Annotated in this window: 23 protein-coding genes and 1 tRNA gene; 8 read left to right on the plus strand and 16 right to left on the minus strand. The window is 31.5% G+C overall.

Annotation, left to right across the window (positions count from 1 at the left end; translation table 11 throughout):
• Positions 1-33: 33 nt before the first annotated feature.
• Positions 34-2,499 carry a DUF5686 family protein gene (locus Q0663_RS00450; RefSeq protein WP_299004672.1) on the plus strand — a complete coding sequence of 822 codons (2,466 nt, stop codon included), beginning with the start codon at positions 34-36 and terminating at the stop codon, positions 2,497-2,499.
• On the opposite strand, the gene Q0663_RS00455 is transcribed toward Q0663_RS00450, so the two are convergent.
• From Q0663_RS00455 to Q0663_RS00475, 5 genes are read right to left on the minus strand one after another with little or no spacing between them, the layout of a single operon-like run.
• Positions 2,494-5,163: a TonB-dependent receptor gene (locus Q0663_RS00455; protein WP_299004675.1), complete on the minus strand. Its 2,670-nt coding sequence runs from the start codon at positions 5,161-5,163 to the stop codon at positions 2,494-2,496. The two genes, Q0663_RS00450 and Q0663_RS00455, sit on opposite strands and share 6 nt — an antisense overlap.
• 5 nt (positions 5,164-5,168) lie before the next feature.
• Positions 5,169-5,909, minus strand: a complete 741-nt coding sequence (locus Q0663_RS00460) for a GLPGLI family protein (protein ID WP_299004678.1) — start codon at positions 5,907-5,909, stop codon at positions 5,169-5,171.
• Between the two features lie 38 nt (positions 5,910-5,947).
• Positions 5,948-6,685, minus strand: coding sequence for a GLPGLI family protein (locus Q0663_RS00465; RefSeq protein ID WP_299004681.1), 738 nt, complete (start codon positions 6,683-6,685; stop codon positions 5,948-5,950).
• Complete coding sequence (locus Q0663_RS00470; RefSeq protein WP_299004684.1) at positions 6,685-7,362, minus strand: GLPGLI family protein; 678 nt, start codon at positions 7,360-7,362, stop codon at positions 6,685-6,687. The genes Q0663_RS00465 and Q0663_RS00470 overlap by 1 nt, the downstream gene beginning before the upstream one ends.
• Before the next feature lie 51 nt (positions 7,363-7,413).
• A complete protein-coding gene (locus tag Q0663_RS00475; protein WP_299004686.1) occupies positions 7,414-7,644 on the minus strand; it encodes a hypothetical protein in 231 nt (76 codons plus the stop codon).
• A gap of 370 nt (positions 7,645-8,014) precedes the next feature.
• Between Q0663_RS00475 and moaD the strand changes: the two genes are divergently transcribed.
• A complete protein-coding gene (gene moaD / locus Q0663_RS00480; RefSeq protein WP_299004688.1) occupies positions 8,015-8,257 on the plus strand; it encodes a molybdopterin converting factor subunit 1 in 243 nt (80 codons plus the stop codon).
• Between the two features lie 99 nt (positions 8,258-8,356).
• On the opposite strand, the gene Q0663_RS00485 is transcribed toward moaD, so the two are convergent.
• From Q0663_RS00485 to recO, 3 genes are read right to left on the minus strand one after another with little or no spacing between them, the layout of a single operon-like run.
• Positions 8,357-8,638, minus strand: a complete 282-nt coding sequence (locus Q0663_RS00485) for a DUF3817 domain-containing protein (protein ID WP_299004690.1) — start codon at positions 8,636-8,638, stop codon at positions 8,357-8,359.
• A 10-nt stretch (positions 8,639-8,648) separates the two neighbouring features.
• A complete protein-coding gene (locus tag Q0663_RS00490) occupies positions 8,649-11,150 on the minus strand; it encodes a TonB-dependent receptor (RefSeq protein WP_299004692.1) in 2,502 nt (833 codons plus the stop codon).
• Positions 11,151-11,153: 3 nt separating this feature from the next.
• Complete coding sequence (gene recO / locus Q0663_RS00495) at positions 11,154-11,876, minus strand: DNA repair protein RecO (protein ID WP_299004694.1); 723 nt, start codon at positions 11,874-11,876, stop codon at positions 11,154-11,156.
• A gap of 92 nt (positions 11,877-11,968) precedes the next feature.
• On the opposite strand from recO, the gene Q0663_RS00500 reads away from it, so the two are divergent.
• Entirely contained in the window at positions 11,969-12,445 is a 477-nt protein-coding gene (locus Q0663_RS00500) for a CYTH domain-containing protein (RefSeq protein WP_274633882.1), read from the plus strand.
• Here Q0663_RS00500 and Q0663_RS00505 read toward each other — a convergent pair.
• Positions 12,442-13,083 carry a hemolysin III family protein gene (locus Q0663_RS00505; RefSeq protein WP_299004697.1) on the minus strand — a complete coding sequence of 214 codons (642 nt, stop codon included), beginning with the start codon at positions 13,081-13,083 and terminating at the stop codon, positions 12,442-12,444. The genes Q0663_RS00500 and Q0663_RS00505 overlap by 4 nt on opposite strands.
• Complete coding sequence (locus Q0663_RS00510) at positions 13,076-13,768, minus strand: 1-acyl-sn-glycerol-3-phosphate acyltransferase (RefSeq protein ID WP_299006298.1); 693 nt, start codon at positions 13,766-13,768, stop codon at positions 13,076-13,078. The genes Q0663_RS00505 and Q0663_RS00510 overlap by 8 nt, the downstream gene beginning before the upstream one ends.
• A gap of 227 nt (positions 13,769-13,995) precedes the next feature.
• Between Q0663_RS00510 and trpS the strand changes: the two genes are divergently transcribed.
• Both trpS and Q0663_RS00520 read left to right on the plus strand, forming a co-directional pair.
• Positions 13,996-14,964, plus strand: a complete 969-nt coding sequence (gene trpS / locus Q0663_RS00515; RefSeq protein WP_299004699.1) for a tryptophan--tRNA ligase — start codon at positions 13,996-13,998, stop codon at positions 14,962-14,964.
• Positions 14,965-15,003: 39 nt separating this feature from the next.
• On the plus strand, positions 15,004-15,309 hold the full coding sequence (locus Q0663_RS00520) for a DUF6370 family protein (RefSeq protein WP_299004701.1): 306 nt from the start codon (positions 15,004-15,006) through the stop codon (positions 15,307-15,309).
• A 68-nt stretch (positions 15,310-15,377) separates the two neighbouring features.
• Here Q0663_RS00520 and Q0663_RS00525 read toward each other — a convergent pair whose 3' ends face one another.
• Both Q0663_RS00525 and pgk read right to left on the minus strand, forming a co-directional pair.
• Positions 15,378-16,418, minus strand: a complete 1,041-nt coding sequence (locus tag Q0663_RS00525; RefSeq protein ID WP_299004704.1) for an NADP(H)-dependent aldo-keto reductase — start codon at positions 16,416-16,418, stop codon at positions 15,378-15,380.
• A gap of 126 nt (positions 16,419-16,544) precedes the next feature.
• Positions 16,545-17,732, minus strand: a complete 1,188-nt coding sequence (gene pgk, locus Q0663_RS00530) for a phosphoglycerate kinase (RefSeq protein WP_299004707.1) — start codon at positions 17,730-17,732, stop codon at positions 16,545-16,547.
• 108 nt (positions 17,733-17,840) lie between these two features.
• Here pgk and Q0663_RS00535 point away from each other — a divergent pair, with 108 nt between their 5' ends.
• Together Q0663_RS00535 and Q0663_RS00540 are read left to right on the plus strand one after the other, a co-directional pair.
• Positions 17,841-18,263: a molybdenum cofactor biosynthesis protein MoaE gene (locus tag Q0663_RS00535; protein ID WP_299004711.1), complete on the plus strand. Its 423-nt coding sequence runs from the start codon at positions 17,841-17,843 to the stop codon at positions 18,261-18,263.
• Between the two features lie 59 nt (positions 18,264-18,322).
• Positions 18,323-18,395, plus strand: a tRNA-OTHER gene (locus Q0663_RS00540).
• A gap of 4 nt (positions 18,396-18,399) precedes the next feature.
• Here Q0663_RS00540 and Q0663_RS00545 read toward each other — a convergent pair.
• On the minus strand, positions 18,400-21,156 hold the full coding sequence (locus tag Q0663_RS00545; protein WP_299004714.1) for a PD-(D/E)XK nuclease family protein: 2,757 nt from the start codon (positions 21,154-21,156) through the stop codon (positions 18,400-18,402).
• 118 nt (positions 21,157-21,274) lie between these two features.
• On the opposite strand from Q0663_RS00545, the gene Q0663_RS00550 reads away from it, so the two are divergent.
• A complete protein-coding gene (locus Q0663_RS00550) occupies positions 21,275-22,063 on the plus strand; it encodes an amidohydrolase (protein ID WP_299004717.1) in 789 nt (262 codons plus the stop codon).
• A gap of 100 nt (positions 22,064-22,163) precedes the next feature.
• On the opposite strand, the gene Q0663_RS00555 is transcribed toward Q0663_RS00550, so the two are convergent.
• From Q0663_RS00555 to Q0663_RS00565, 3 genes are all read right to left on the minus strand, one after another.
• A complete protein-coding gene (locus Q0663_RS00555) occupies positions 22,164-23,144 on the minus strand; it encodes an acyl-ACP desaturase (protein WP_299004720.1) in 981 nt (326 codons plus the stop codon).
• Between the two features lie 47 nt (positions 23,145-23,191).
• Positions 23,192-23,920, minus strand: a complete 729-nt coding sequence (locus tag Q0663_RS00560) for a 1-acyl-sn-glycerol-3-phosphate acyltransferase (protein WP_299004723.1) — start codon at positions 23,918-23,920, stop codon at positions 23,192-23,194.
• A gap of 139 nt (positions 23,921-24,059) precedes the next feature.
• Positions 24,060-24,482, minus strand: coding sequence for a hypothetical protein (locus tag Q0663_RS00565; RefSeq protein WP_120186089.1), 423 nt, complete (start codon positions 24,480-24,482; stop codon positions 24,060-24,062).
• Positions 24,483-24,572: the final 90 nt, after the last annotated feature.

Here is a 24,572-nt window from a genome sequence, read left to right on the forward strand (position 1 = left end):
TCTTTTATGTTTGTTACCAACAACTAACTGACTATGAAAACCATAACTACATTTTTATTTTTAGTATGCTCTTCAATTACTTTTTCTCAAATTACAGGAAAGGTTACCAATACTAAAAACCAACCTATTTCTTTTGTAAGTGTATATTTAGAAAACACTATTACAGGTACCACAACCAATACAAATGGCGACTATGAGTTAGCCTTTAACTCAACAGGACAGCACACTATAATATTTCAAATGTTAGGTTATAAAACCATTAAAAAAACGGTTGACATCAACTTTTTTCCTTTTATCTTAAATGTTGTTTTAACTGAAGAAGAAGTTACCTTAGATGAAGTTGTAGTTTCTTCTGAAGAAAACCCTGCTAACAAAATTATTAGGAATGCTATTGCTAATAAAGTTAAAAATACCGATAAGTTTGCTGAATATACTGCCGATTTTTACTCTAGAGGTTTGTTTAAAGTAAAAGATCTTCCTAAAAAGTTTTTAGGACAAGACATTGGCGATATGGGAGGTGGATTGGACTCTACCCGAAGTGGTGTGGTATATCTTTCTGAAACGGTATCAAAAATCGCTTTCCAAAAAAGACCTAAAAACTTTAAAGAACATATTATAGCTTCAAAAGTTAGTGGACAAGACAACGGAATTAGTTTTAATCAAGCAGAAGAAGTAAATTTTAACTTCTATGAAAACTCTTTTAATCTAGCGGATGTTAGTATAATTTCCCCTATAGCAAACGGAGCTTTCGGATACTATAATTACAAGCTAGCAGGAGTATTTTACAATGAAAATGGAAAGTTAATTAACAAAATTCAACTACTGCCTAAACGTAAAAATGACCGTGTTTTTAATGGATATATTTATATCGTTGAAGATGATTGGGCTGTGTATGGAGCCGATGTTATTGTCACTGGTGCACAAATAAGCTTGCCTATCGTAGATTCACTACACATTAAGCAAAACTATAATTTCTCTACTAAAAACAAAGCTTGGGTACCCGTTACACAAACTATAGATTTTAAAGCAGGGTTATTGGGCTTTCATTTTAACGGTCGATTTTCTGCTGCTTATTCTAACTATAATTTTAATCCTAATTTTACTGAAGATACTTTTGGTAACGAAGTACTTTCGTTTGCTGAAAATGCTACAGAAAAGGATTCGTTATACTGGAATAAAATTCGTCCCGTGACTTTAACTTCTGAAGAAATATCGGATTACAAATTAAAGGACAGCATAAAAACCATTCGAAAATCAGAAAAATATTTAGATTCAATCGATACCAAAAACAACAAATTTAAACCGCTAGATATTCTTTCTGGTTATACCTACCGAGATTCTTACAACAAATGGTCGTTGAGCATTTCTTCTCCCATTGAAAACATCAATTTTAACACCGTACAAGGCTGGAATTCTTCTTTAGGAATTAACTACCGAAAAACTCTAAACAAAAAAGGTAAACGATTTGGTATGGGAGCCGATGTTAATTATGGCTTTTCAGAAAAAAAAGCACGCCCTACTGCCTACTTCAACTACCAGTGGAATAATACAACAAGACCATACCTGCATGTTTCTGGGGGAATTGGCACACCACAATTCAACCAAAAAGAACCTATTTCTAAGTTTTGGAATACCATAAGTTCAATTGGTTTTGAAAGAAATTACCTGAAAATCTACGAAAAAACCTATGCAAAAGCTTCTTTTTCACAAGAAGTAACCAACGGAATTCGTATGTTTTCTTCTCTAGAATTTGCCGACAGAAAACCGCTATTCAATACCTCAGACTATGTAATGTTCCCTAAAAAAGATGTTGATTACACTTCTAACAATCCACAAGGACCAAACAACTTTACTTCAGGATTTACTCCGCATCATATGTGGACATTTTCGGCGGGAGCTAACATCAATTTTGGTCAAAAGTATTTATCATACCCTGATGGAAAATACAACATTACCAGTCATAAATATCCATCGTTATATATTGGTTATCAAAAAAACTTCGGATCTGGAAATTCTGAGTGGAATTCAGATATCATATTCTCACAACTGTACCAACATATTAATTTAAGCAACTGGGGAGAATTTTCCTACAAAGCTAAAGGAGGGTTGTTCTTAGAACAAAAAGATATTCCGTTTATGGATTATGCTCATTTTAACGGAAATCGTTTATTAATAGCTCCTAACAACAATTATTTAAACAACTTTTACATGCTTCCTTATTACAAATTAAGCTCTAACGATAAATATGCTGAGCTTCATGGAGAATACAATTTTAAAGGAGCATTATTAAGTAAAATTCCTTTATTAAATAAGCTGAACTTTTATTTAGTTACAGGAGCAAAAGGACTGTTTACAGCAGGCAACAAACCCTATTCTGAATTTGCTATTGGTTTAGATAATGTTGGTATTGGAAAATGGCGTTTTTTACGTGTAGATTTTGCTCGCTCAAACTTTAACGGAAAAAATGAAAACAGAGTCCTTTTTGGGATAAAATTATAGTTTATACCCAATACTAAACAACATAACCCTTGGCATTATGTGTGTTTTAGTATCAGAAATTAAATAGTCTGAAAAGCTGTTACTTTGTTTAAAAGTTGTGTTAAATAAGTTTTGAGCAGTAAACTTAAATAACCATGGACTATCTTCTTTTTGATACGATAGAGTAGCATTTGCAACATTGTAGTTATTTTTTGCTCCTAATGCTTTATTTTGGTAATCATAATGTGTGTAATCAAAATTAAAAATAAAACTTTTTAAAAAATCGTAATCTATAGTTACAAATGGCTCGTTAGTTATAAATTTTGATACAGAGTTACTTGATGTATAATTTCCTATCGTTCGTTTATAACCAACCTCTATTGTAGGGAAATTATCAAACAAGGTTTCCGCTCCCAATTCCATGGAATAGTTTGTATTTCTATTATTTACAAATACACCGTTGATGCTTTGAAGATATTTAGAGTTGTTATAACTCCCTATAAAATTATACCGAATTTTCTTTATTCTTTTTCGTAAAGAGCCTCTAATATTCCAATCTTCACTTGGATTTTCGAATAATTGTGTTGTTAAAAAACGGTTTACTCCATCAAAACTTACAGCATTTCTGTATCCGTTTACTTTTTTAGTGTAATTCGCACTTGCGTGTAGCATTAACCCTCGGTACAAACTAAAACGCCTATAGCGTAATCGTGCCGAATGATACAATTCATTTTCTAAATTAGGATTTCCCTTAAAAACTGAATTATACGACTGTAAATAAAAACGATTGGCTAGTTGTGAAGCATTAGAGAAATTTGTTTTTAAATTATAGTTCAGTTCTATTTTCTTTGATTTATTGAATTCAATTTTTAGTAGAAAATCGGGCAATAAAACCCATTTACTCTTTTCTATAAACTCTTCTTGATTTACTTTCCAACGATAGTTGTGTAAATACGCTCCTTGTTTAAAAGTGAAGATTCCTGTTCTAAATTTATAATGGACTCCTGCAAAAAAATCATTGTGTTTAAAAACAGTACTATTGTTAAATCCGCCCGATATAAATTCATTGATACTATCATCATCCAACAACTGAAAATCATTACTTGTAAATTTTTCTTGTTGATGAGTGTTACCAATTGTTGAATAAATATGATTGTTATTATTCAATACCCAAAAATCTTTAAAAACGGTATGTAAATAATGTTTTTCAGTAAATTTATCTTGAAATAAACGCAATTGACTCTGTGTAGTATCTACAGGTTGTACGATATTTTGTATCGTTTTGGCATACGAATTTGAGGCTAACCAATTAGCGGTTGGCGTATTTTTATCAAACGTATAATCGGCAATTGCAGAGAAAGTGTGTTTCTCAGACTGATCTTTATGCCATTCAAAATTTTGGTTTATATACCAAACATCATTGTTTCTATCAGTTTCAATACTATTGTTATCTGTATTAATTATGGATAAAATTGTATTCTCCTTCGTAACATCTGATTTTTTTACTTGCGTTCTTGCGTACCATTGCTCTTTGGTATTGGGTGCATATTCAAGATTTAATTTACCAATACCTAACAAATTATTACTATTCGTTTTACTGGTTTTATCTTCTATAAACGTCGTGTATTCATTACGAGTTTCATTAAAACTCTTGGTATCACTATGTGAAAAAATAACATACCCAGAAACATCTAATTTACTCGCCACGGTTTTGGTTATATTTAGTGCACCAAAACGTTGATTACTACTTAATACGTCGCGACTTTCTAAGAACTGAGAAAAATCACCACCTTTCCAATTAAAATTACCACTAAATACTGCGTTAACTCCTCCTTGAAAATTCATATAATCTTTAAATGTAAAAGTTTTTTCACCTATGTTGTTTAGGTTCCCTATGAAGTTTACATTGGTTTTTGGGGAGTAATAAAAAAGGTTAGCGTTTGCTTTATGATAAGAATCATACCCCACATTTGCTCCTGCTTCAACATCACCAAAAACAAAACGCTTTTTATCTTCTTTTAACTGGATATTCATTGCCATATCCTCAGAGTCAGATACATTTTTTAAAAAAGCAACTTCGTTGTAGTTATCAATAACTTCTACTTTATTAACTGCATCAGCAGGAATGTTCTCTACCCCAAGTTTTGTACCTCCCCCAAAAAACTTTTTACCATCTACTAATAATTTGGTTACTTTTTTTCCTTGTACCGTAACACCTCCATTTTTATCTACCTCAACGCCTGGTAGTTTTTTAAGTACGTTTTTTAATTTACGTTCGCTTCCATCAACAAACTTATCTGTGTTGTAAATAATGGTGTCTTGTTTTACAGTAACGGGTAATTCAATAACAACTTCATCTAACTGGTTTTTTGCTTCTTTTAAAACAATATGTTTTGTTGTGTTTTCAACTGATGTTATATTAAAACTAGTAGTCTCATACCCTAAATAACTAACACTAATCGTATAGTTATTATCTTTTTTGAGTTCTAAACGGTAGTTTCCCTCTTCATCTGAAATAGCAAAACTCATGTTTTCTGTTGCCTTTTTGGGTTTAGCAATAACGTTAGCAAACGATAATGAATTTTGTAAACTATCTTTTACTACTCCTTTAAAAACAATGGTTTGGGCATATGAAAAAACACTAAAAAATAAGATAAAAACAACAACAACTATTTTCTTTTTCATAAAAACTATCTTTTACCTCTTTCTAAATTTTTAAAGAATTGTTTACTCATTTCTGTATATTCTTTTTCTGTCATTCTCTTTCCCTTATTGGGTTTTTCAATTTTTATTTCTTCTTTAGGGTTTAAGGTTATGCTCGTAGCTTTTATAAAGAATTGATCGTGAGAAATCTCTAAGATTAATCCAGGGAGACCAAAATATTCTTTGGGCCCGAAATTAACAGGGATCATTGGTGTAAACCACGCTTCTACCATTCTTGTTGGTTTATCATCCCTAACTTTTTGCCTTGCTACTGCTTTAAAACACTGATAATTCCCTATCATTTTAGTTTCTTGGGAAATACTCCATTCAAGTGTAGGCATTTCTACGCGGAGTGACTCACCTACTTCAATTTGTTTAAAATAATCTTTCTCTTTTGAGTTGCTGTAATATTTACTTTTAGCTCCAGCCGCAAGGTAGGTTACGCTCATTACTGTCCCTTCATTTTTCATTTTATTTTCTACCTGATACAACGACTCTGCATTAGAAAACAACAAAACACCCATAACATCTTTACTATTTTGCAACATTTTTCGAACATAAGGCTGTACATGCTTAGGTGTTTTTTGTTTTTTTAGTATTGAATCAACCGACTTATTACTAATTGGATTCATAGAAATGGTATAAAAAACTTTACCTTGTATGGTATTTTGAGAATTTAGTACTAAACAATATGTTATGAAGACAAAAAGGAAAAACTTGTATTTCATTTTTTATAAAAAATAACTATTTAAAAAATTCTTTTTCTTTAAAGTTCTTTAAACTCTTTTCTCGCTTTTATAAGCATGTTTCTATATTGTTCCTCAGTTATTACCTTTCCTTTATTAGGTTTATTTACAATCACTTCTTTTTGTGGATTTAAGGTAATACTTGTAGCAAAATATTTAATACCATTTCTTTCTAACTCCAGAATTAAACCAGGTGTTCCTGAAAAACCTATGGGTCCAAATGACACATTTATTTCGGGTGCATACCATGCTTCTATCTTATATTCTTTAAACCCATTTCTAGTTTTAACTTTCTCTATTGTCTCTGCTTTAAAACAAGTATAATTTCCAATTTTTTTTGATGTATTTTTTAACTCCCATTTTAGACGATTATACTTTATAATGAAAACTTCACCGAAAGTATTTTTCTCTCTCAATCTTTCTGTAACAGAATTATAATAAATTCCTTTACCTTCTGACCCTATAGAGAATTTTAGAAATTTATCTTTAGGAGTATTCATTAAGTCTTGTACATTAAATAAACTTTTTTGTTCATTAAATTTGAGATAAAATTTTAAAGATTTATGAGCTTTTTTTGTCGTTTTCTCAAGTTTAGAAAACTTTGTATATTTTTTAACTCCAAGTTTTTCTTTCTTATCTTCGGTATAAATAGCATTTAATTTTTCTTTTTGATAAGTTACTATACCTTGAATATTATTTTGTGACCATATATTCAAGGAAAGTGTTATACAAATAAAGAAAAGCAAATTATTCTTCATTATTTTTTATCTGAATATTTTTTATAAAACTCTTTTAAGAACTCTTCCTCTGTAATTCTCTTTCCTTTTTTTGGTTTTTTTATCTTATCTGAGATTGAAAACTCTATTTTTTTTAAATTATAAGTTAATGTATTATTATTAAGCTGTACAATCAACCCAGGTAACCCGTGATATTTATTAGGCCCGAAACTATAAGGTATTTCTGGTGCATACCATGCAACTGTTGGTCTAAACTTTTTACTCTTATTAATATTTAATGTTTCAGCTTTATAACATAGTAAGTCACCAATTTTCTTAGATTCTTGTAACAATTTCCATACTACTTTCTTATAAGAAACAAAAAGATTGTCGCCTTCAGTTTCATTTAAATAAAAACAATTTTGTTCTTTTCCGTAACTTGTATAGTATTTATTATTATTTCCTGCGAGTACTTTTGTCAAGTTAATTCCTTTTTCAAAATCATTTTTCAACACCTCTTTTTCAAAATAATAAGATTCTACTAAATTAAATAACATCTCATATTCTACATTTTTAGCATCTTCTATTAAAAGTTGAGCTCTAATGTTTTTTACTTTAGTTGTTTTTTCAGGTTTGTTTAATATTATTTCGTAGGTGGCTTTGTTAACTTTTTGACCAAAAGCAACTGATACTGCTAAAAAAAATATATATTTTACCATAAGTATTAATCTTAAAACAAGGTTGTAAAAACAACCTTGTTATCTGTATTATTATAAATTATTATAACAGTCTAAATAAATCGTTTTGAATACTTTTACAGCAAATTCAGACTCTGACCCCCCATTATGAATATCCCATCCAAACTCTTCTGCTAAAGCCTCTACTGCATCTCTTGAGCTTTTTACACAATCACTTGCTGTTCTTTCTTCAACACTAACATTAGCATTCACTAAACTGCTTGTAGCAAATAACATTGCTACTATTAACATTACTTTTTTCATTTTTAAAATTTTTAATTTGATTAATAATTTACTGTACACTCTTTTGTAAGTTAAAGAGCATAATCAGTTTTATAAAACAAAAAGAAAAATGTGCGCAATTTTATAAACATTCTTCTTCTTTTACTAGCTAGTGGGTAATAAGAAAAGTGATCAAATTTTTATTATTACCTTTCTCAAACATATAAAATTACTTTTTAACAAATGTTAAAGCCTATCAGGGATAACCCTGAGTTGGCACCATTTTCTTCTCAGGGTTATCCCTAATTTAGTTTTTTTTAATACTAATAATCAATCACTTACTATAAATGTTAAAATTTTGTTAAAAAGTAATTTTGAAGCTTTTTTATAAAAATAAGAATACTTTTACTTTATGAAAACAACCCTATTACTTTTTGGTATCGCTGCAGATTTAGCTGATAGTTCTTCATTAACCCTAGAACTACCTAACAAAAGCACAGTTGCTAGTTTTAAAGAATTTCTTTCTAATGAATTTCCTGAGTTTCAAAAAATGAGTTCGTATGCTGTGGCTATTAATGAGAGTTATGCAAGCGATGATACACTCATACGAGAAAATGATGTAATAGCCATTATACCTCCAGTAAGCGGAGGGTAGTTGTTTAATGATATACTTACTAATGTAATAATGATTTAATGTAGCATGAACTTTAAGAATGTCATTATTACATTAAATCACTAACACATTAAATCAATATTATACTGTTTCTTGCTTAAGATATCTCCCTACGAAAAAGGTTCCGAAAGGTAAAATAGACAACAAACAAACAATTCCGAAAGTTTTACTGTTCCAGTTTAACTCGTATTTCAACATAATTGCTAATACGATGTACCCTACAAATAGTAATCCGTGAGGCATTCCTAACATTTTTACATATTCTGGATTTCCTTGCATGTATTTAATTGGAACTGCTATAAAAAGCAATAAAATGTAAGATAATCCTTCTAATAAACTTACTAATCTGAAAAAATTAATCATTTGTTTGCGCTTAAAAATTCGTTTGTAAAGATACTGAAATATTGCGTCCTGCAGAAGATACTCCAGAGGCAAATTCTTTATAATGCTCGTCAAATAAATTAGACAATTGCGCTTGTATTGCAATGTTTTTAGTGAACTGATATTTTCCGTACAATCCAACAGTCATCCAACTAGGAGTACCGTAATACATATCAATATCATTTGTTGCATCAGGGTTCACAATTGGTGTTTGTTGGTGATTATCTATACCTTCTGTTAGGTTATAATCAGAAATGTCTTTTTTAGCATTAAAAACTAAGTTAGCTCCTCCTTCAAACTTCTTATTTACATAACTTAAATCGAAACGACCAAATAATGGTGGAATAGATGATAATGGTTCATCTGGCACTCCTTTTTCTTCCGACTTTAATGTATTTCCCTTTGTGTACGTTATTGATCCCGATGTTTTCCAATTTTTAGAGATTTTACCTTCATAACTTGCAGTAAATCCTGTAATGTAAGCTCTTCCTCTGTTATAATTCGTTAAAATTTCTCCATCAGCAGTATTGTATTCATCTCCATCGTAGAACACAGTACTTTGTCCAAAAAATTCATACGGAATTCGAGTGATATTTCGATCTAATATTGTGTAATAGGCATTCATTCCTACTCTAAACTTTCTATTATTAACATATTTTTGAAGTCCTATTTCGAAGTTATATGCGTATTCGGGTCCTAACTCGGTATTAGGAACTGTTAACCTACCGCTTTTCTCTCTAATTTTTCCTACATCATCAATATTTGGAGAACGGAAACCTGAAGAAATAACTCCGTTTAATTGCCAATTTCTTGTTGGCTTATATACATAACCTATCGTTGCTGTAATGGATTGATTATCTAATCGAATATCGTTTTGTGGAATATCTATGAATGTTTCATCAATCCACTTAGCTTTTAATACTGTATGCGTACCTCTAATACCTGTGTTTAAAGTAGATTTAGCATTGATATCCTGACGGTAATCTACATAAAAAGCAGAGCTTAAATAACTACTTCCACCATCAGGATAACGAGATTGAACTGCAAAATCACCATCAAACCCGATAATTTCATTTCCGTTTAATCGCAATGTTTTTCCGTAAGAATTAGAAGCAACGTCATTATAAGCAAGCTCAACTCCATACCCTAAATTTCTATGCGCTGCTAACGGAACTGTAAAATCTCCATTCAAACTAAAAACATCTACTGCTTCCTTTCTATACGATCTATCTAAACTTCCAAATTTTCGTTGAACACGACTCTCTTTTATGTTTTGATATGCTAAGGTAATTGTTCCTTTATCCATCCATTTTTTCTTTGAATTGATGAGTAATTGTGGCGAAACTAATAATCTTTCTTGCGGACCATAATACCACTCAGCAAATTTTAAATCTCCATTTCCTTTTAACTCTGTTAATTTATCAAAACGTGGGATATTTGAAGAGTTTGAATATTGAATGTTTAACTTAAAATCGGTGTCTTTTGAAAAAGGAACATAAAACTTCTGCAATACATCTGTTTGACTGTAACCAGTATTTCTCTGAATATTTAAATTAGAATTTGCAACTGGTGTATCGTTGTAATAACTATCAGTATTATTAGAGTAGAAAGGTACTTTGCCCCAGTCATTAAAACCATGAGAACGATTTTTTCCCATTCGTAAATCACCAAAATTACTGTGAGCTACACTGGTAAATGATGCCCATTTTTTAAATCTAAGTTCGGTAGAAACTACATTGGTTACCTCATTATTTGCTGAACTGTATCGTAAAAAGGCACTTCCTTTTACTTCGCTACCTTTTTCTGATATTTTTGGTGTTTTTGTATAGTAGTGAATTACTCCACCTAAAGCATCTGAACCATAAATTACTGATGACGGACCAAAAACAATTTCAGTTCTATCTAATAAATTGGGAGCTACTGTAATTGAATTTTGTAAGTGTCCTTTTCTATAAATCGCATTATTCATACGAACACCATCAACCACTAATAACACTCGGTTACTTTCCATTCCTCGCATTACAGGACTTCCTCCCCCAAATTGTGATTTTTGAATTTTTATTCCAGGTACACTCGATAATAAATCTGCTGATGTTTGTGGTGATAATTTTTCTATCTCTTTTGATGAAACTACCGCAATTTGTTCTGCTATACGATTTGTTTTTTCTCTGTTCTTAAATACCGAAACGACCACCTCATCTAACTGCTCTGAGTTTTTTGACAAATACACATGATAATTATTTACCTTTAAAGCTGATTTTTTCTCTTGATATTCTGCATACGAAACATGCGAAAAAATTAGCACTTCATTTTTTGAAAAAGCTGAAATATCAACTTTTCCTAACTCATCGCTTACAGCATACGTTGTATTATTTTTATTAAATACAGTAACAGATTCAACAGGTTTTCCTGTTTCAGCATCAATAACAGTAAGGTTTTGTGAAAAAATTGTGGTTACAATTAGTAAAAAAAATACAGTAATTATTTGTTTCATAAATTAACTAAAAACAGTTTCTAACACGTCTAACGACTTGGGTTTCCGAAATCCTTCTAAATGTAATTCATAATATTTTATGATAATTCGAAGAATAATTTGCCTATCATTTTTAGAATAGGAAATTGAATTTATTGCATCAAAATTTATGCCTAACAAGCTTTTAAAAAGATTAATTTCTTTACCTGTTAAATTCCCTTTTTCATATACCAAATCAGTAAAACTTCCTTCTAACAAACTAAAGGCTTTTTTATCAGATTCGGAAGTATCAGGATAAAACCCTAAATACTTTGATAAATTTAATAAAAACAACAAGTGAAAATTAGCCACCTCATCGTGAGTATCTATCCAAACTAAAGAGGTTTCTAAGTACTGATACAATGGAATATTTTCTTCTTCTTCTTGAATGATTTTTGATAATATTTCAGACAAAAACAATATGATAGATTGCTTTACTATTGAAGTATGTATTGTTTCATACGGATGAATTACCTGCACTTCTTTAATAGAGTGTAAAGAACTTTTATTACTATGATTTGCTGTGATTTGTAATTGTGTTAACGGTTGAAAGTGAGCTGCCTTTAATTTTCCTTTTTTAGCTTTTAAAATCCCTTTTAACATATACGACTTCACACCTTCTTGTAACGTAAAACACTTTACAATTAAACTTGTATCACTGTACTTTAGTGAACTTAAAACAATAGCTTTGGTAGCAACAACCGCCATTTAATCGAATTTATCAGTTAAAATCATCAATCAAAGATATTTAATATTGGCTATAAAAATGGTACTTTCGTACAAATTTGACGCATTTTGGTATGGCTGTAGAAATAGAAAGAAAATTCTTAGTAAAATCAGAAGCTTTTAAAGAAAGTTCATTTCAAAAAAATTATATAAAACAAGGGTTTTTAAATTCAGACAAAGAACGAGTAGTTCGAGTTCGAATAAAAGACGACAAAGGTTTTTTGACTATAAAAGGAGCTTCAAATACTAGCGGAACAACCCGTTTTGAATGGGAAAAAGAAATTGATAAAAATGAAGCTAAAAGTCTTTTTAATCTTTGTGAAAAAGGGATTATAGAAAAATACCGATACTTAGTAAAAATTGATAATCATACTTTTGAAGTAGATGAGTTTTTAGGAGAAAACAACGGTTTACTAATTGCCGAAGTTGAACTAAAAAATGAAAATGAAAATTTCACAAAACCAGAATGGTTAGGAGAAGAAGTTACAGGTATCGCAAAATATTACAACTCAAACTTAAGTAAACATCCTTTTATTAATTGGTCTTCTTAGATACAGAAATAAACAGCTATAAAGTGGCTTAAACTCCCTAATAATACGAAGACATGAAACGTTGCATGATTGTATTTTAGTTTTTTAATCGAATAAAAAACAGCACCAACAGTATAAAAAACACCTCCCAAAAAAAGATAGAATAATCCTTCGCTAGAAAAACTATCAATTAACGGTTTAATTAAAAAGACTATTTGCCAACCCATTAATAAGTATAATGCTGTTGATAATTTGTCAAACCTTCCTGTAAAAAACAACTTTAAAACGACGCCTGTTAACGCAAAACTCCAAACAACAATAAATAAATACCAACCTAAATTCGGTGATAAAACCAGCAAGCAAAAAGGAGTATATGTTCCTGCTATAAGCACGTATATAGCAGCATGATCAAAAATATTGAGTTTTCGTCTAAGCTTGGGCTCTTTAGCAGCATGATAAAAAGTAGATGCTGCGTATAAAACAATCATGCTGATTCCATAAATCACCAAACTAATACCCTTCCAAAAAGCATTATATTCAAATGATTTTTGCAGTAATAAAGGAAAAGCAATAATACTTAAAAGCAATCCTAAACCATGAGAAAGCACATTAAGTCTTTCCTCTTTATCACTATAACGATGATTTAATTTCTCACTCATTATTTAATCGGTTTGTATCTTTCATATACAACTCATCATTAACCAATTCATTGTATATAATACTGTAAGTTTGCTCTTTAAGTTTTTTCTTATCTTCTTGAACTAAGTTTTCTGTTTCAATAAAACTGCATTGTTTTACTCTAAATGTTCCAGGAGATCCTTTAAAAAAATCCCAAGAAAACAAACGTTTTCCATCATAGTATACTTGAGGAACTATTGGTATATGGTGTTCAATTGCTAAACTAAACGCTCCATTTTTAAACGGTGCTAAAACTACATTTTCATCAGGAACCAATCCTTCAGGAAAAATAGCTACGCTTGTTCCGTTTTTCAATCTGCTATGTGCTTGCTCATATACTTTTCTTCTACTTTCTGCATCACTTCTATCAACCATAATAACCACTTTCTTGTAAAAGAACCCAAAAACAGGAAACTTTACCAACTCTTTTTTTCCTACAAAAACAATTGGATTTTTACTCATGGCTATTAACACCCAAGGATCTAAAAAAGAAGCATGATTTGCACAAAACATATAACTTTTATTTCTATCAATCTCTTGCTCTTTTTCAATTTTTAATCGGAAACCCATTCCGTAAATTAAAAAGAAAGCCCAAGCTCTAACAACTTTCCAAAAAACTGGATAGTACTTTTCATCTGATGTTAAAATCAACATAAAAGGAGCCATTAACAAAATTGAAGCGACCATTAACAAGTAAAACCAAACACGCCAAATAAATCGAATAGGGAAAAAAATATACTTCAAGCCTCTAAAATTAAAAATGGATAACTCTTTTTTCTTATCAACTTAAAAAAGAAGATTAAATAAGAAATGCGAATGTAGTAATTTCTTTTGTTTGATGAATTTTAAGCTTATTTTTGCTTACTTAAGTAAAAAATTTTCAAAACAGATTTATGTCAAGAATTTTAACAGGTGTACAAAGTACAGGAACCCCACATTTAGGAAATTTATTAGGAGCAATTTTACCTGCTATTGAAATGGCTAATGATTCACAAAACGAATCGTTTATTTTCATTGCAGATATGCATTCTTTAACTCAGATTAAAGATGGTAACGAATTGCGCGAAAACACCTATAGTGTAGCGGCTACTTGGCTTGCTTGTGGTATTGACATTAACAAAACCGTTTTTTATCGCCAAAGTGATATCCCTGAAACTACTGAGTTAACTTGGTATTTAAGCTGTTTCTTTCCGTTTCAACGTTTAACTTTAGCACATGGTTTTAAAGACAAAGCAGATCGCTTAGCAGATGTGAATGCTGGTTTATTTACGTATCCTATGTTAATGGCTGCTGATATTTTATTGTATGATGCTGAAGTTGTTCCTGTAGGGAAAGACCAGTTACAGCACCTAGAAATGACACGCGATGTTGCCAACAGATTTAACAATATTGTGGGTGAAACATTGGTTCCGCCTCAAGCAAAAATAAATGAAGACACCAAATTAGTTCCTGGGACTGATGGTGAAAAGATGAGTAAATCTCGAAATAATTTCATTAATATTTTCTTACCAGACAAAAAGTTACGTAAGCAAATTATGACTATTCAAACGGACAGTAAAGCTTTAGAAGACCCAAAAGACCCAAATACTGACAATGTTTTTGCTATATATAAATTATTAGCTTCAGAAGAGCAAATTGCTGAAATGCGTGCTAATTATGAAAATGGAGGTTATGGGTACGGACACGCTAAACAGGCTCTTTATGAACTAATTATTGATAAATTTGCTGATGTACGCACAAAATATAACCACTACATGGAAAACCGTCATGAAATTGATGAAGCTTTAGCTGTAGGTGCAGAAAAAGCTCGTATAATAGCTAAAGATGTGCTACAAAGGGTTCGAGGTAAAATAGGATATTAATAATCCTACCCAAACTAGTAACTTAAAACTCTCAATAATATGAAAAAACTAGTATTTCTTTTTTTCTTCGGAATCTTGGCTTGTAGTACTCCAAAAGAAAAAACACAAATAGTAGAAGCTTCATGCGGACAATGTAAATTTGGATTGAAAACCCAAAACGGATGCGATTTAGCAGTTAAAGTTGATGGGCAAGCCTATTTTGTTGATGGTGCTCACATAGACGATTATGGAGACTCTCATAATGAAAATACTGGTTTTTGTAATGTAGTTAGAAAAGCTGAAGTTACTGGAAAAGTAGAAGACGGAAGATTTAAAGCTACTTCTTTTAAAATAGTTGAAGAATAGTTTTAAACAAAAAATAAAAAAACCGAAGTAAGATTACTTCGGTTTTTTTTGTCTTATTTCTATTTACATTACGGTGCTGGGTTCGGGATTACTTTGTGCACCGCTTCAATCTCTGCTAAAATATCTTCTGACAATTCAATATTGATAGAATTGATATTTTCTTTTAACTGACTCATTTTCGTAGCTCCAATAATATTACTGGTTACAAATGGTAACTGATTGATGTATGCTAAAGACAGCTCTGTTAATGTCAATCCGTGTTTAGTTGCTATTTTTTGATACGCTAAAACTGCTTTTTCTGAACCTTCATTTTTATATCTAGCGATAAACCTTGGAAATAAAGTTCCTCTTGCTCCTTCTGGAGTTTTTCCATCAATATATTTTCCTGTTAACACTCCTTGTGCTAATGGAGAATAGGCTAGTAAGCCAATATTTTCTCTCATAGAAACCTCAGACATTCCCACTTCATATCCTCTATGAATTAACGAGTATGAGTTTTGAATCGTAACCATTCTTGGCAAACCGTGTTGTTCTGCTGTTTGCAGATATTTCATCGTTCCCCAAGGTGTTTCGTTAGACAAACCTACATGCTTTATCTTTCCTTGTTTTACAAAATCGTTCAAGGTTTCTAAAATCTCTAAATGCTTTTCAGCTTCTTTAGTAGAAGTTTTATACGGATAATCACGCACTCCAAAACAGTTCACTCCACGATCTGGCCAATGTAACTGATACAAATCAATATAATCGGTTTGTAAACGTTTTAAACTACCTTCAATCGCTTCAGATATATTTTTTCTATTGAAACCACCTGTTCTGATGTGTGCCGTATAATCTCCACCTCCAGCGATTTTAGACGTCAACACTACTTTTTCTCTGTTTCCTGTTTTCTTAAACCAAGAACCAATAATTTTTTCCGTAGCTCCGTATGTTTCTGGTGTTGCTGGTACAGAATATAGTTCCGCCGTATCAAAAAAGTTTACCCCTTTCTCTAAGGCGTAATCCATTTGTTCATGACCTTCTGCTTCCGTATTCTGTCGACCCCATGTCATTGTTCCTAAACAAATTTTAGAAACTTTTACATCGGTATTGGGTAGTGTTGTGTATTTCATTTATTCTGTAATTATTAAAGATTTACTGTAAACCAATGATCATTTCGAAAGAGGTACAATTGAGAAATCTTTAATTTAAAAAGTTACTCCTTTATGAGATTTCTCGCTACCACTCGAAATGACGAATTATTTTAAAATTGCTTCAATACCAGGTAAGGTTTGTCCTTCTAGCATTTCTAACATTGCTCCTCCACCTGTAGATACATAACTCACTTTATCAGCAAATCCGAATTGTTTTACCGCAGCAACCGAATCTCCACCACCTACAAGTGTGAACGCTCCATTTTTAGTTGCTTCTTCAATTGCATTTCCTAAACCAATGGTTCCTTGTGCAAACTTTTCCATTTCAAAAACTCCTAAAGGACCATTCCATAAAATTGTTTTAGACTTTGCGATAACTTTAGCAAATTTTTCAACGGTTTTAGGTCCGCAATCTAACCCCATCCATTCATCAGGAATTTCGTTTGTATCTACTACTTGCGTATTCGCATCGTTTGAAAAAGCATCTGCAATAACTGCATCTACTGGTAAATGAATTTCTGTATTGTTTTCTTTTGCTTTCGCTAAAATTTCTAATGCCAACTCTAATTTATCCTCTTCAACTAATGAGTTTCCTATCTTACCTCCTAAAGCTTTGATAAACGTAAACGTCATACCTCCACCAACAATAATGTGATCTACTTTCTCAATAATATTTTCAATCACACCAATTTTAGACGACACTTTTGCGCCTCCTAAAATAGCCGTTACTGGTTTTTCTGAATTGTTTAATACCTTATCGATGCTTTCAATCTCCGTTGCTAATAAGTTTCCGAAGCATTTATTTTCTGGAAAAAATTGTGCAATAATTGCAGTAGAAGCATGTGCTCTATGCGCAGTACCAAAAGCGTCATTTACATATACATCTCCACATTTAGATAATTGTTCGGCAAAGGCAACATCTCCTTCTTTTTCTTCTGGATAAAAACGTAAGTTTTCTAGTAATAAAACTTCTCCGCTTTTTAAATTTGCTACTGCCTCTTCAACTGCTGAGCCTATACAATCATCAACAAATTTCACTTGTACACCTAACACTTCTGTTACTTTGCTAACAATATGACGTAACGAAAACTGATCTTCTTTACCTTTCGGACGCCCTAAATGCGACATTAACACACAGCTACCTCCATCTTCTAATATTTTTATAATCGTTGGTTTTGCTGCTTGAATTCTTGTATCGTCTGTTACTTCAAAACTATCGTTTAAAGGCACATTAAAATCTACACGGATTAATGCTTTTTTATTTTCGAAATTGAAATCGTTCAATGTTTTCATCTTAAGTTGTGTTCTGTTTCAGCTAACAAAAATAATTATTTAAATCTGATTGGTTTCTATTCTTTTTAAGCTTTCAATCTTTTATCTTTGTTAAACTTACATACCTATATGAGCACGACTTCTATAAAAATTTCTTCTGAAAAACTTAATTTACAAGAATGTTACGATTTTGTAACTGATCCTTCTTGTGGTGGAATCGCTGTTTTTGTAGGTACTGTAAGAAATGCTACACAAAACAAAAAAGTAACTCAACTAGATTTTTCTACCTACAAGCCTATGGCAATTAAGGAAATGCAAAAAATTGCGGATGCTGCTTTGGAAAAATTTGGAGTAAAAAAGATTGCCATTCATCATGCAGAAGGTTTGTTAACTATTGGTGATATCCCTGTAATTATTACGATTTCTTCTCCGCATAGAAAAGCTGCTTTTGAAGCTTGCCAATATGCTATAGATACCTTAAAAGAAACAGTACCTATTTGGAAAAAAGAATTTTTTGAAGATGGCGAGGTTTGGGTGAATGCGCATCCTTAAAAATGTTATATTTGATATTAAGTCATTTCTAATAATGTAAATGCATAACAATCTTTATTGGGGCATTAGCTCAGTTGGCTAGAGCGTCCCGATAAGTCGGGAAGGTTTAGTGTTCGACTCCGATATGCTCCGCTATTTAATACGGTAAATCGGCAGACTCAACAAAACTAGTTGCCGGATTGTACAATTCTGTTAAAATGCTTTTTATTTCAGCCATGAATTCTCCTAATTTTTCTTCTGTAATAGCATTATCTGGAGTTCGATAGTTGGATGAGAAATTCATCTGTAAAAAGCCACTTTTTAAGTTTTTGAAGGAGATAATTCCTGCTGCCAATCGTTTCTCAAAATTAAATTGTGTGTGTTGAGTATATAAAAACGCATATAACATTACCTGAATGGCTTTGTGGTATTTTAAATCGCGTATCACTTCAAAGTCGAGTACTTTTAAGTTCGTACTATCAACCATTCCTGTTTTATAATCAATAATTCTAGTAACACCGTTGAGTTCATCAATTCGATCAACAATTCCTTTTATTTTTATTGGAAAATCAATTCCTTCAACCTTTATTTCTGAAGACAATTCCTGCTCAGTAGCAATTATTTTTAGTTGGTTATTCTCATCTTTCAGCAATTGTTTTTCCTTTAGTAAAAAATTCTCTACAAAACGATTTGCAACTTCAAAAATTAATCGATTCTTTCCTGTAGTTAAATCTCCGTTTTTAAAATGTTTTGAAAAATAAAAAGTTACGAGTTCTTTGGTTTTCTTCTGCATATTTTCAACATCTCCTAATTGCAAATATTTTCCTTCAAAGGGTTTATATAATTCTTCTAAGGTATCATGCACAACAGTTCCCATCGTATTTGCAGCAACTGTTTCTTCAACGTCGTCTAGTTGATTAATTTTTAAAATTTTCTGTTTGTAAAAGGCAATCGGATTGTACAAATAATTGGTTAATGCTGATGGAGAAATCCCTTTTTGAGCTAATTCTTGTAAGCGTTCAAGAACTTTTTCATCCTTCTGAATTTCTTTCAATTGAACAGGCGATGTTAGTACTTTAGGACTCACTATTTTTTCGGTAATATCGTCTCGCATCATTTCTAACTGCGTTACAAAACGACTTTTTTCTCCGCTTCCAAATACATCATGCTCTGTATTGTACAAAATGTAAATGTTTTTAGCACGTTGTAACAATCGGAAAAAATGGTAGGAGAATAGCGCATCTTTTTCTCTGTAGGTTGGCAACCCAAATTCAATCTTTACATCAAAAGGAATAAACGTGTTTTGTTGCTGATTTGCAGGTAAAACTCCTTCATTCACAGAAGTTATAATAACATTTTCAAAATCTAATACACGTGTTTCTAATACTCCCATTAACTGCAGGCCTTGTAAGGGTTCTCCTTGAAATGATAAACTTTCAGATTGTATTAGTTGTCTAAAAAATTGATGCAAAGTTTTTAAATCTTGTACATATCCAAATTCATTATGTAAGTTTTGCAACTGAGTAAATGCTGTGTAAAAACGGAATAAATATTCCTTTTCTAACTCGTTAGTATTTTCCTTCAACAAGTTGATTAACTCTATAATTCTGTTTAAAAACTCACTAATTGATACTAACGGATTAAAAATTGTCGTTATAGTTTTCTTTACTTCTTCACTTGCAACAGACAAAAATGTTACAATCTCTTTTTGACTAACAAACGTGTTATTTTCATTAGCAATCGCTTCTGAAAGTGTATCTGCTATATTGGTTTGCTCATCTATCTGTAATAATCGATAAATGGTGGTATCTTTTACTAATCGAATTACATCTTTATGATAAAAAAGATTTTCTTTCTTCTTTTCTAACTTTTCTTGATTGATAAATAGATGGAAAATAGCAAATACTAAACTTGTCGTAGGAACATCTTTTAAGGGGTACCCCATTGTAATGTTAACTGCATTTACAGTTGCGGGTAATGAATTTAAGGTAATTGGCAACAAAGTTTCATCTGCCAAAACCAATGCTGTATTGTTGTAATTAGGAAGTTTTGCTAAAATTTCGCCTGCGTATTTTATCTGCGTAATGTTTTTAGACGCTCCAATTACCTCAATATGTTTCTTTTCAGAAAAATATTCTTTAATCGTTTGAATTGGGTTCTGTTGATAGAATTTCCATCGAGTTTTATACTTTCTTAAAAAGCTTCCTGCTTGATGTTGACTTTCGTAAAACGTTTTGTCAATATCCCAATAAGCTTCAGCATTTCCATTTAACAACAATTGTTCAAACAGTAATTCTTCCGCAGCATTTAACGCATTAAACCCAATAAAAAAGTATTTTTTCTGTTGATTTCTATGGATGAAATCCGCTACTTTTTTAGTTGATTCTCTGTATAAAACTCCTTGATATCCGATATTATTTTTAATCAAAAACTCATAAAAAGCATCGTAATATTTATTCAACTTTTCCATGAAAGCAAAATGATCTTTCACCAGTTCAGTTTCTTGAAACTCTCCCTTTACTGACCATTTTCGTAAGCGATGAATATCTCGTAAATACACAAATATCTCTCGTGTGTTAATCAAATGCTGATCGATCTCATTAAAATCTTGCAACACTGTAAATGCCCACGATGAAAACACATCAAAAGAATCTGGATTTTCTTCTTGTTCTTTATAGATTGTATAAAAATGGAAAAGTAGCTGAACAGCATCAATCTTTTTCATTTCAGAAACTTCTTCAACAAAATCACCAACATTGATAATCTCTGGTAAAAAACCTGCTGAAATTTTCTTTTTAAACGTTTCTTTTACAAAAACTCCTGCCCTTTGTGAAGGCAATATAAACACAACATTTTCAAACGATTTGGTGTTTTGTAAAATAGTATCTAACGTTTCTGAAATAAAAGACTGCATATTTTTTAGAGTAAAAAGGTATTAGGCGTTAGGCGAAAGGAAAATCGGTTGTTTTCTTTTACCCAAATCGAAAGTACAATTTTTATCCTATTTTTGATAATACAAACGGTGCATATTCATGAATACAACGAATATTTTAAAAGTAGCTTTGATTCAATCGGATTTGGTTTGGGAAAATCCAACAGAAAACAGAAAACGATTTGAAAAAAAAATCAATGGTTTATCAGACGAGATTGATTTAATCGTTTTACCTGAGATGTTTACTACAGGTTTTACCATGAATGCTTCAGCAGTTGCTGAAACTATGGAAGGAGAAACAGTACAATGGTTGCAAAATTTAGCACAAGAAAAGAGCATTGCTATTACTGGAAGTATAATTATTAGTGAAAATAATAATTTTTACAATCGTTTATTATTTGTGCATCCTTCAGGAAAAATAGATTCGTATAACAAAAAACATACGTTTACGCTAGCAGGCGAACATGAAGTATTTTCTGCAGGAACTGAAAGAATCATCGTTGACTACAAAGGATGGAAAATTTGCCCGTTAATATGTTATGATTTACGTTTTCCTGTATGGGCTAGAAACACCGATAATTATGATTTATTACTGTATGTGGCAAGTTGGCCTAAACCTCGTATTGAAGCTTGGGACAGCTTATTAAAAGCGCGTGCTATCGAAAACATGAGCTATACCATTGGTGTGAATAGAGTAGGAGTAGACGCTAAAGATTATGAATATACTGGTAATACCGTTTGCTATGATACCTTAGGAAACTGTTTTGCTAAAAACAACCAAGGAACTGAAGAAGTATTGATAGTAGAATTAAATGAAGAAGCACAAACGAAAATTCGTAATCGATTTCGCTTTTTGGATGACAGAGATGCCTTTGTTATTAAAAAATAACGTCATTACGAGGAATTTATGACGAAGTAATCTGTTTGTAGAATAACTATAAACCAGAAGATTACTTCACTACCGTTCGTAATGACGCTACTTAATCAATTTATGCAGGAATCATCCATTTAAAATTGAACTTTGTATCAGGTACTACGATACGTTCTGTGATTCGGTACATTCTGTCTGGTAATTTCATTAAGAAATCACGTGCTTTTTCTGCTTCTGGAGTTAAATTGGTGATTTTATCAATTTCCCAAGTTTCATTCAACTTTTTAAGAATGTCAACATAGTCAAAGCCAGTGTATACACCTATTCTTTGCGCTACTGTTGAAAAGTCATCAAATAAGCTTCCTTTTTCTCCAAAAGACTCTCTTAAATGCATTGCAGGCATTACAATTTTGTGTTTCATCATGTGTTGAAATGCCAACATCATTTCACTTGGGTCAATCTTGAAGATTTCCTTTACAAACTCTGTATACGCTAGGTGATGACGCATTTCATCTCCTGCAATGATTTTAGACATTTTTGCCAAGGCTTTGTGTCCTTGCTTTTTGGCAATTTTAGCTACGTTATTGTGTGAAATGTACGTTGCTAACTCTTGAAAACTTGTGTACACGAAGTTTTTATACGGATCGGTAGCTGTACCAATATCAAATCCGTCTGCTATTAAATGCTGTGTAGATACTTCTACTTCTCGCATATTCACTCTTCCTGAAAGATATAAATATTTGTTTAACACATCTCCGTGACGGTTTTCTTCCGCTGTCCAAGCACGAATCCATTTTGCCCAACCATTATCTGGTTGTTGTGTTACTCCATCAAGGTCTAATAACCACGACTCATACGTTGGCAAAGCTTCTTCAGTAATAGTATCTCCTACTAAAACCACCCAAAAATCATCATCAAGTTCTTTTGATAGTTCTTGAATTTCTTTTACTTCATCAATAAAAGAATCTTTTTGTGAATTGGGGAGAAAATCGGTTGGCTGCCAAATCTTTTCGATTGGCATCAAGAATTTGTCTACAAAACTGTCAATGTTTTTTTCCAGCGTTTGCATTACTTCCTTTCTAATGTTTTGTATCGACATAATTTAAGGGTTTATATTTATTGTTGTTTGTTTTCGTTTAAGTATATCTAGTATATCCCAGACTTTACTGCTGCTTCAGTTTTTGCTATTAACTCATCAAACGGTAAACTGTTTACTTTTATAGGTTCGTGAGTTTGGATCTTTATAGGACTTCCTATTCCTAATGGAAATTTTCCGTATTTAAATACTTTCCACGAATTATTGATTGATAGCGGAACAACATAGGCTTCTGGATTGTATTTAGCGATCATTTTAAGTCCGTTTACAGAGAATGCCTTTGGTTTTCCTGTTCTGCTTCGGGTTCCTTCTGGAAAAATAGCTGCAGACCAATTATTTTTATTAATTCTCTTAGCAAACTTTCCTAATTCAGATAAGGCTTGTTTAGGGTCTTTTCTATCAATTAAAGCAGCTCCTCCGTATTTTAAATTGAAGGAAATGCTAGGAATTCCTTTTCCTAGTTCTTTTTTTGATACAAATTTTGGGTAGTGTCTTCTAAGATACCAAATAATTGGCGGAATATCAAATGTACTTTGATGATTGGCTACAAAAATCAAGGTGGTATTTTCTGGTAAGTTGTGTTTGTTTTCAAATTGAACTCGTATTCCTAAAATCAATAACGATTTAACAAGAAACCAATTCATGAAATTTACTACATTTTGATGCCCTTCTTGACCAAAAAGCTTCAACCCAATCCATTGTATTGGATGAAAAATTAACAATAGCGAAAAAAACACCAATGCAAAGATTGATGAGAGAATATAACTTAAAATCTTCATTCTATTTAGTTGTTTTGTTGTTTACTAGTTTAGTTTTTTACTAATTAAAACCGCTACAAAAACATACCGATTTCATTTTTAAAACTTTACTAGTGCGTAAAAATAAAAAATCCCGCGAAAGCGGGACTATAATTTTATCTTAAAACCAGTTGCTCCAAGGAATTCTTGAGAGAATTAGTAATAAAGCCAATCCGTAAAAGATGGCAAAGGTTTTAAACTTAGCTTCGCTTTTTACTTGTTTTTTGTGTTTAGACCATCCAATTGTTATTAATACAATAGCAATTATCATCATTAATGGGTGCTCTACAGCTAGTAATCTTGCTGCTGATTCTTTCATTACTTCTCCTCCATTAGCTTTTAAAGCTTTATACCAAGGAGACATAAAATACCATCCTAAACCAATTAATAATTGAATATGAGCTGTTATTAATGTAAATAACCCTAAACGGAACTCTTTGTGGGTAAATTCTTTTTTTTGTACTAATCCTATAATAGCATTTACCACCGTAAATATTAAAACTGCTAATACAACGTATGCCCAATAAGAGTGTAAAGTTTTCATCATGATTTTTAAATTTTATATCTGTAAAAGTACTGATTTTTCTGCATAAAAAAACCACCTCGTACGAGGTGGTTTTTGAATTTATTTTAA

It is taken from the genome of uncultured Tenacibaculum sp., from assembly GCF_947504135.1.
GTDB lineage: Bacteria > Bacteroidota > Bacteroidia > Flavobacteriales > Flavobacteriaceae > Polaribacter.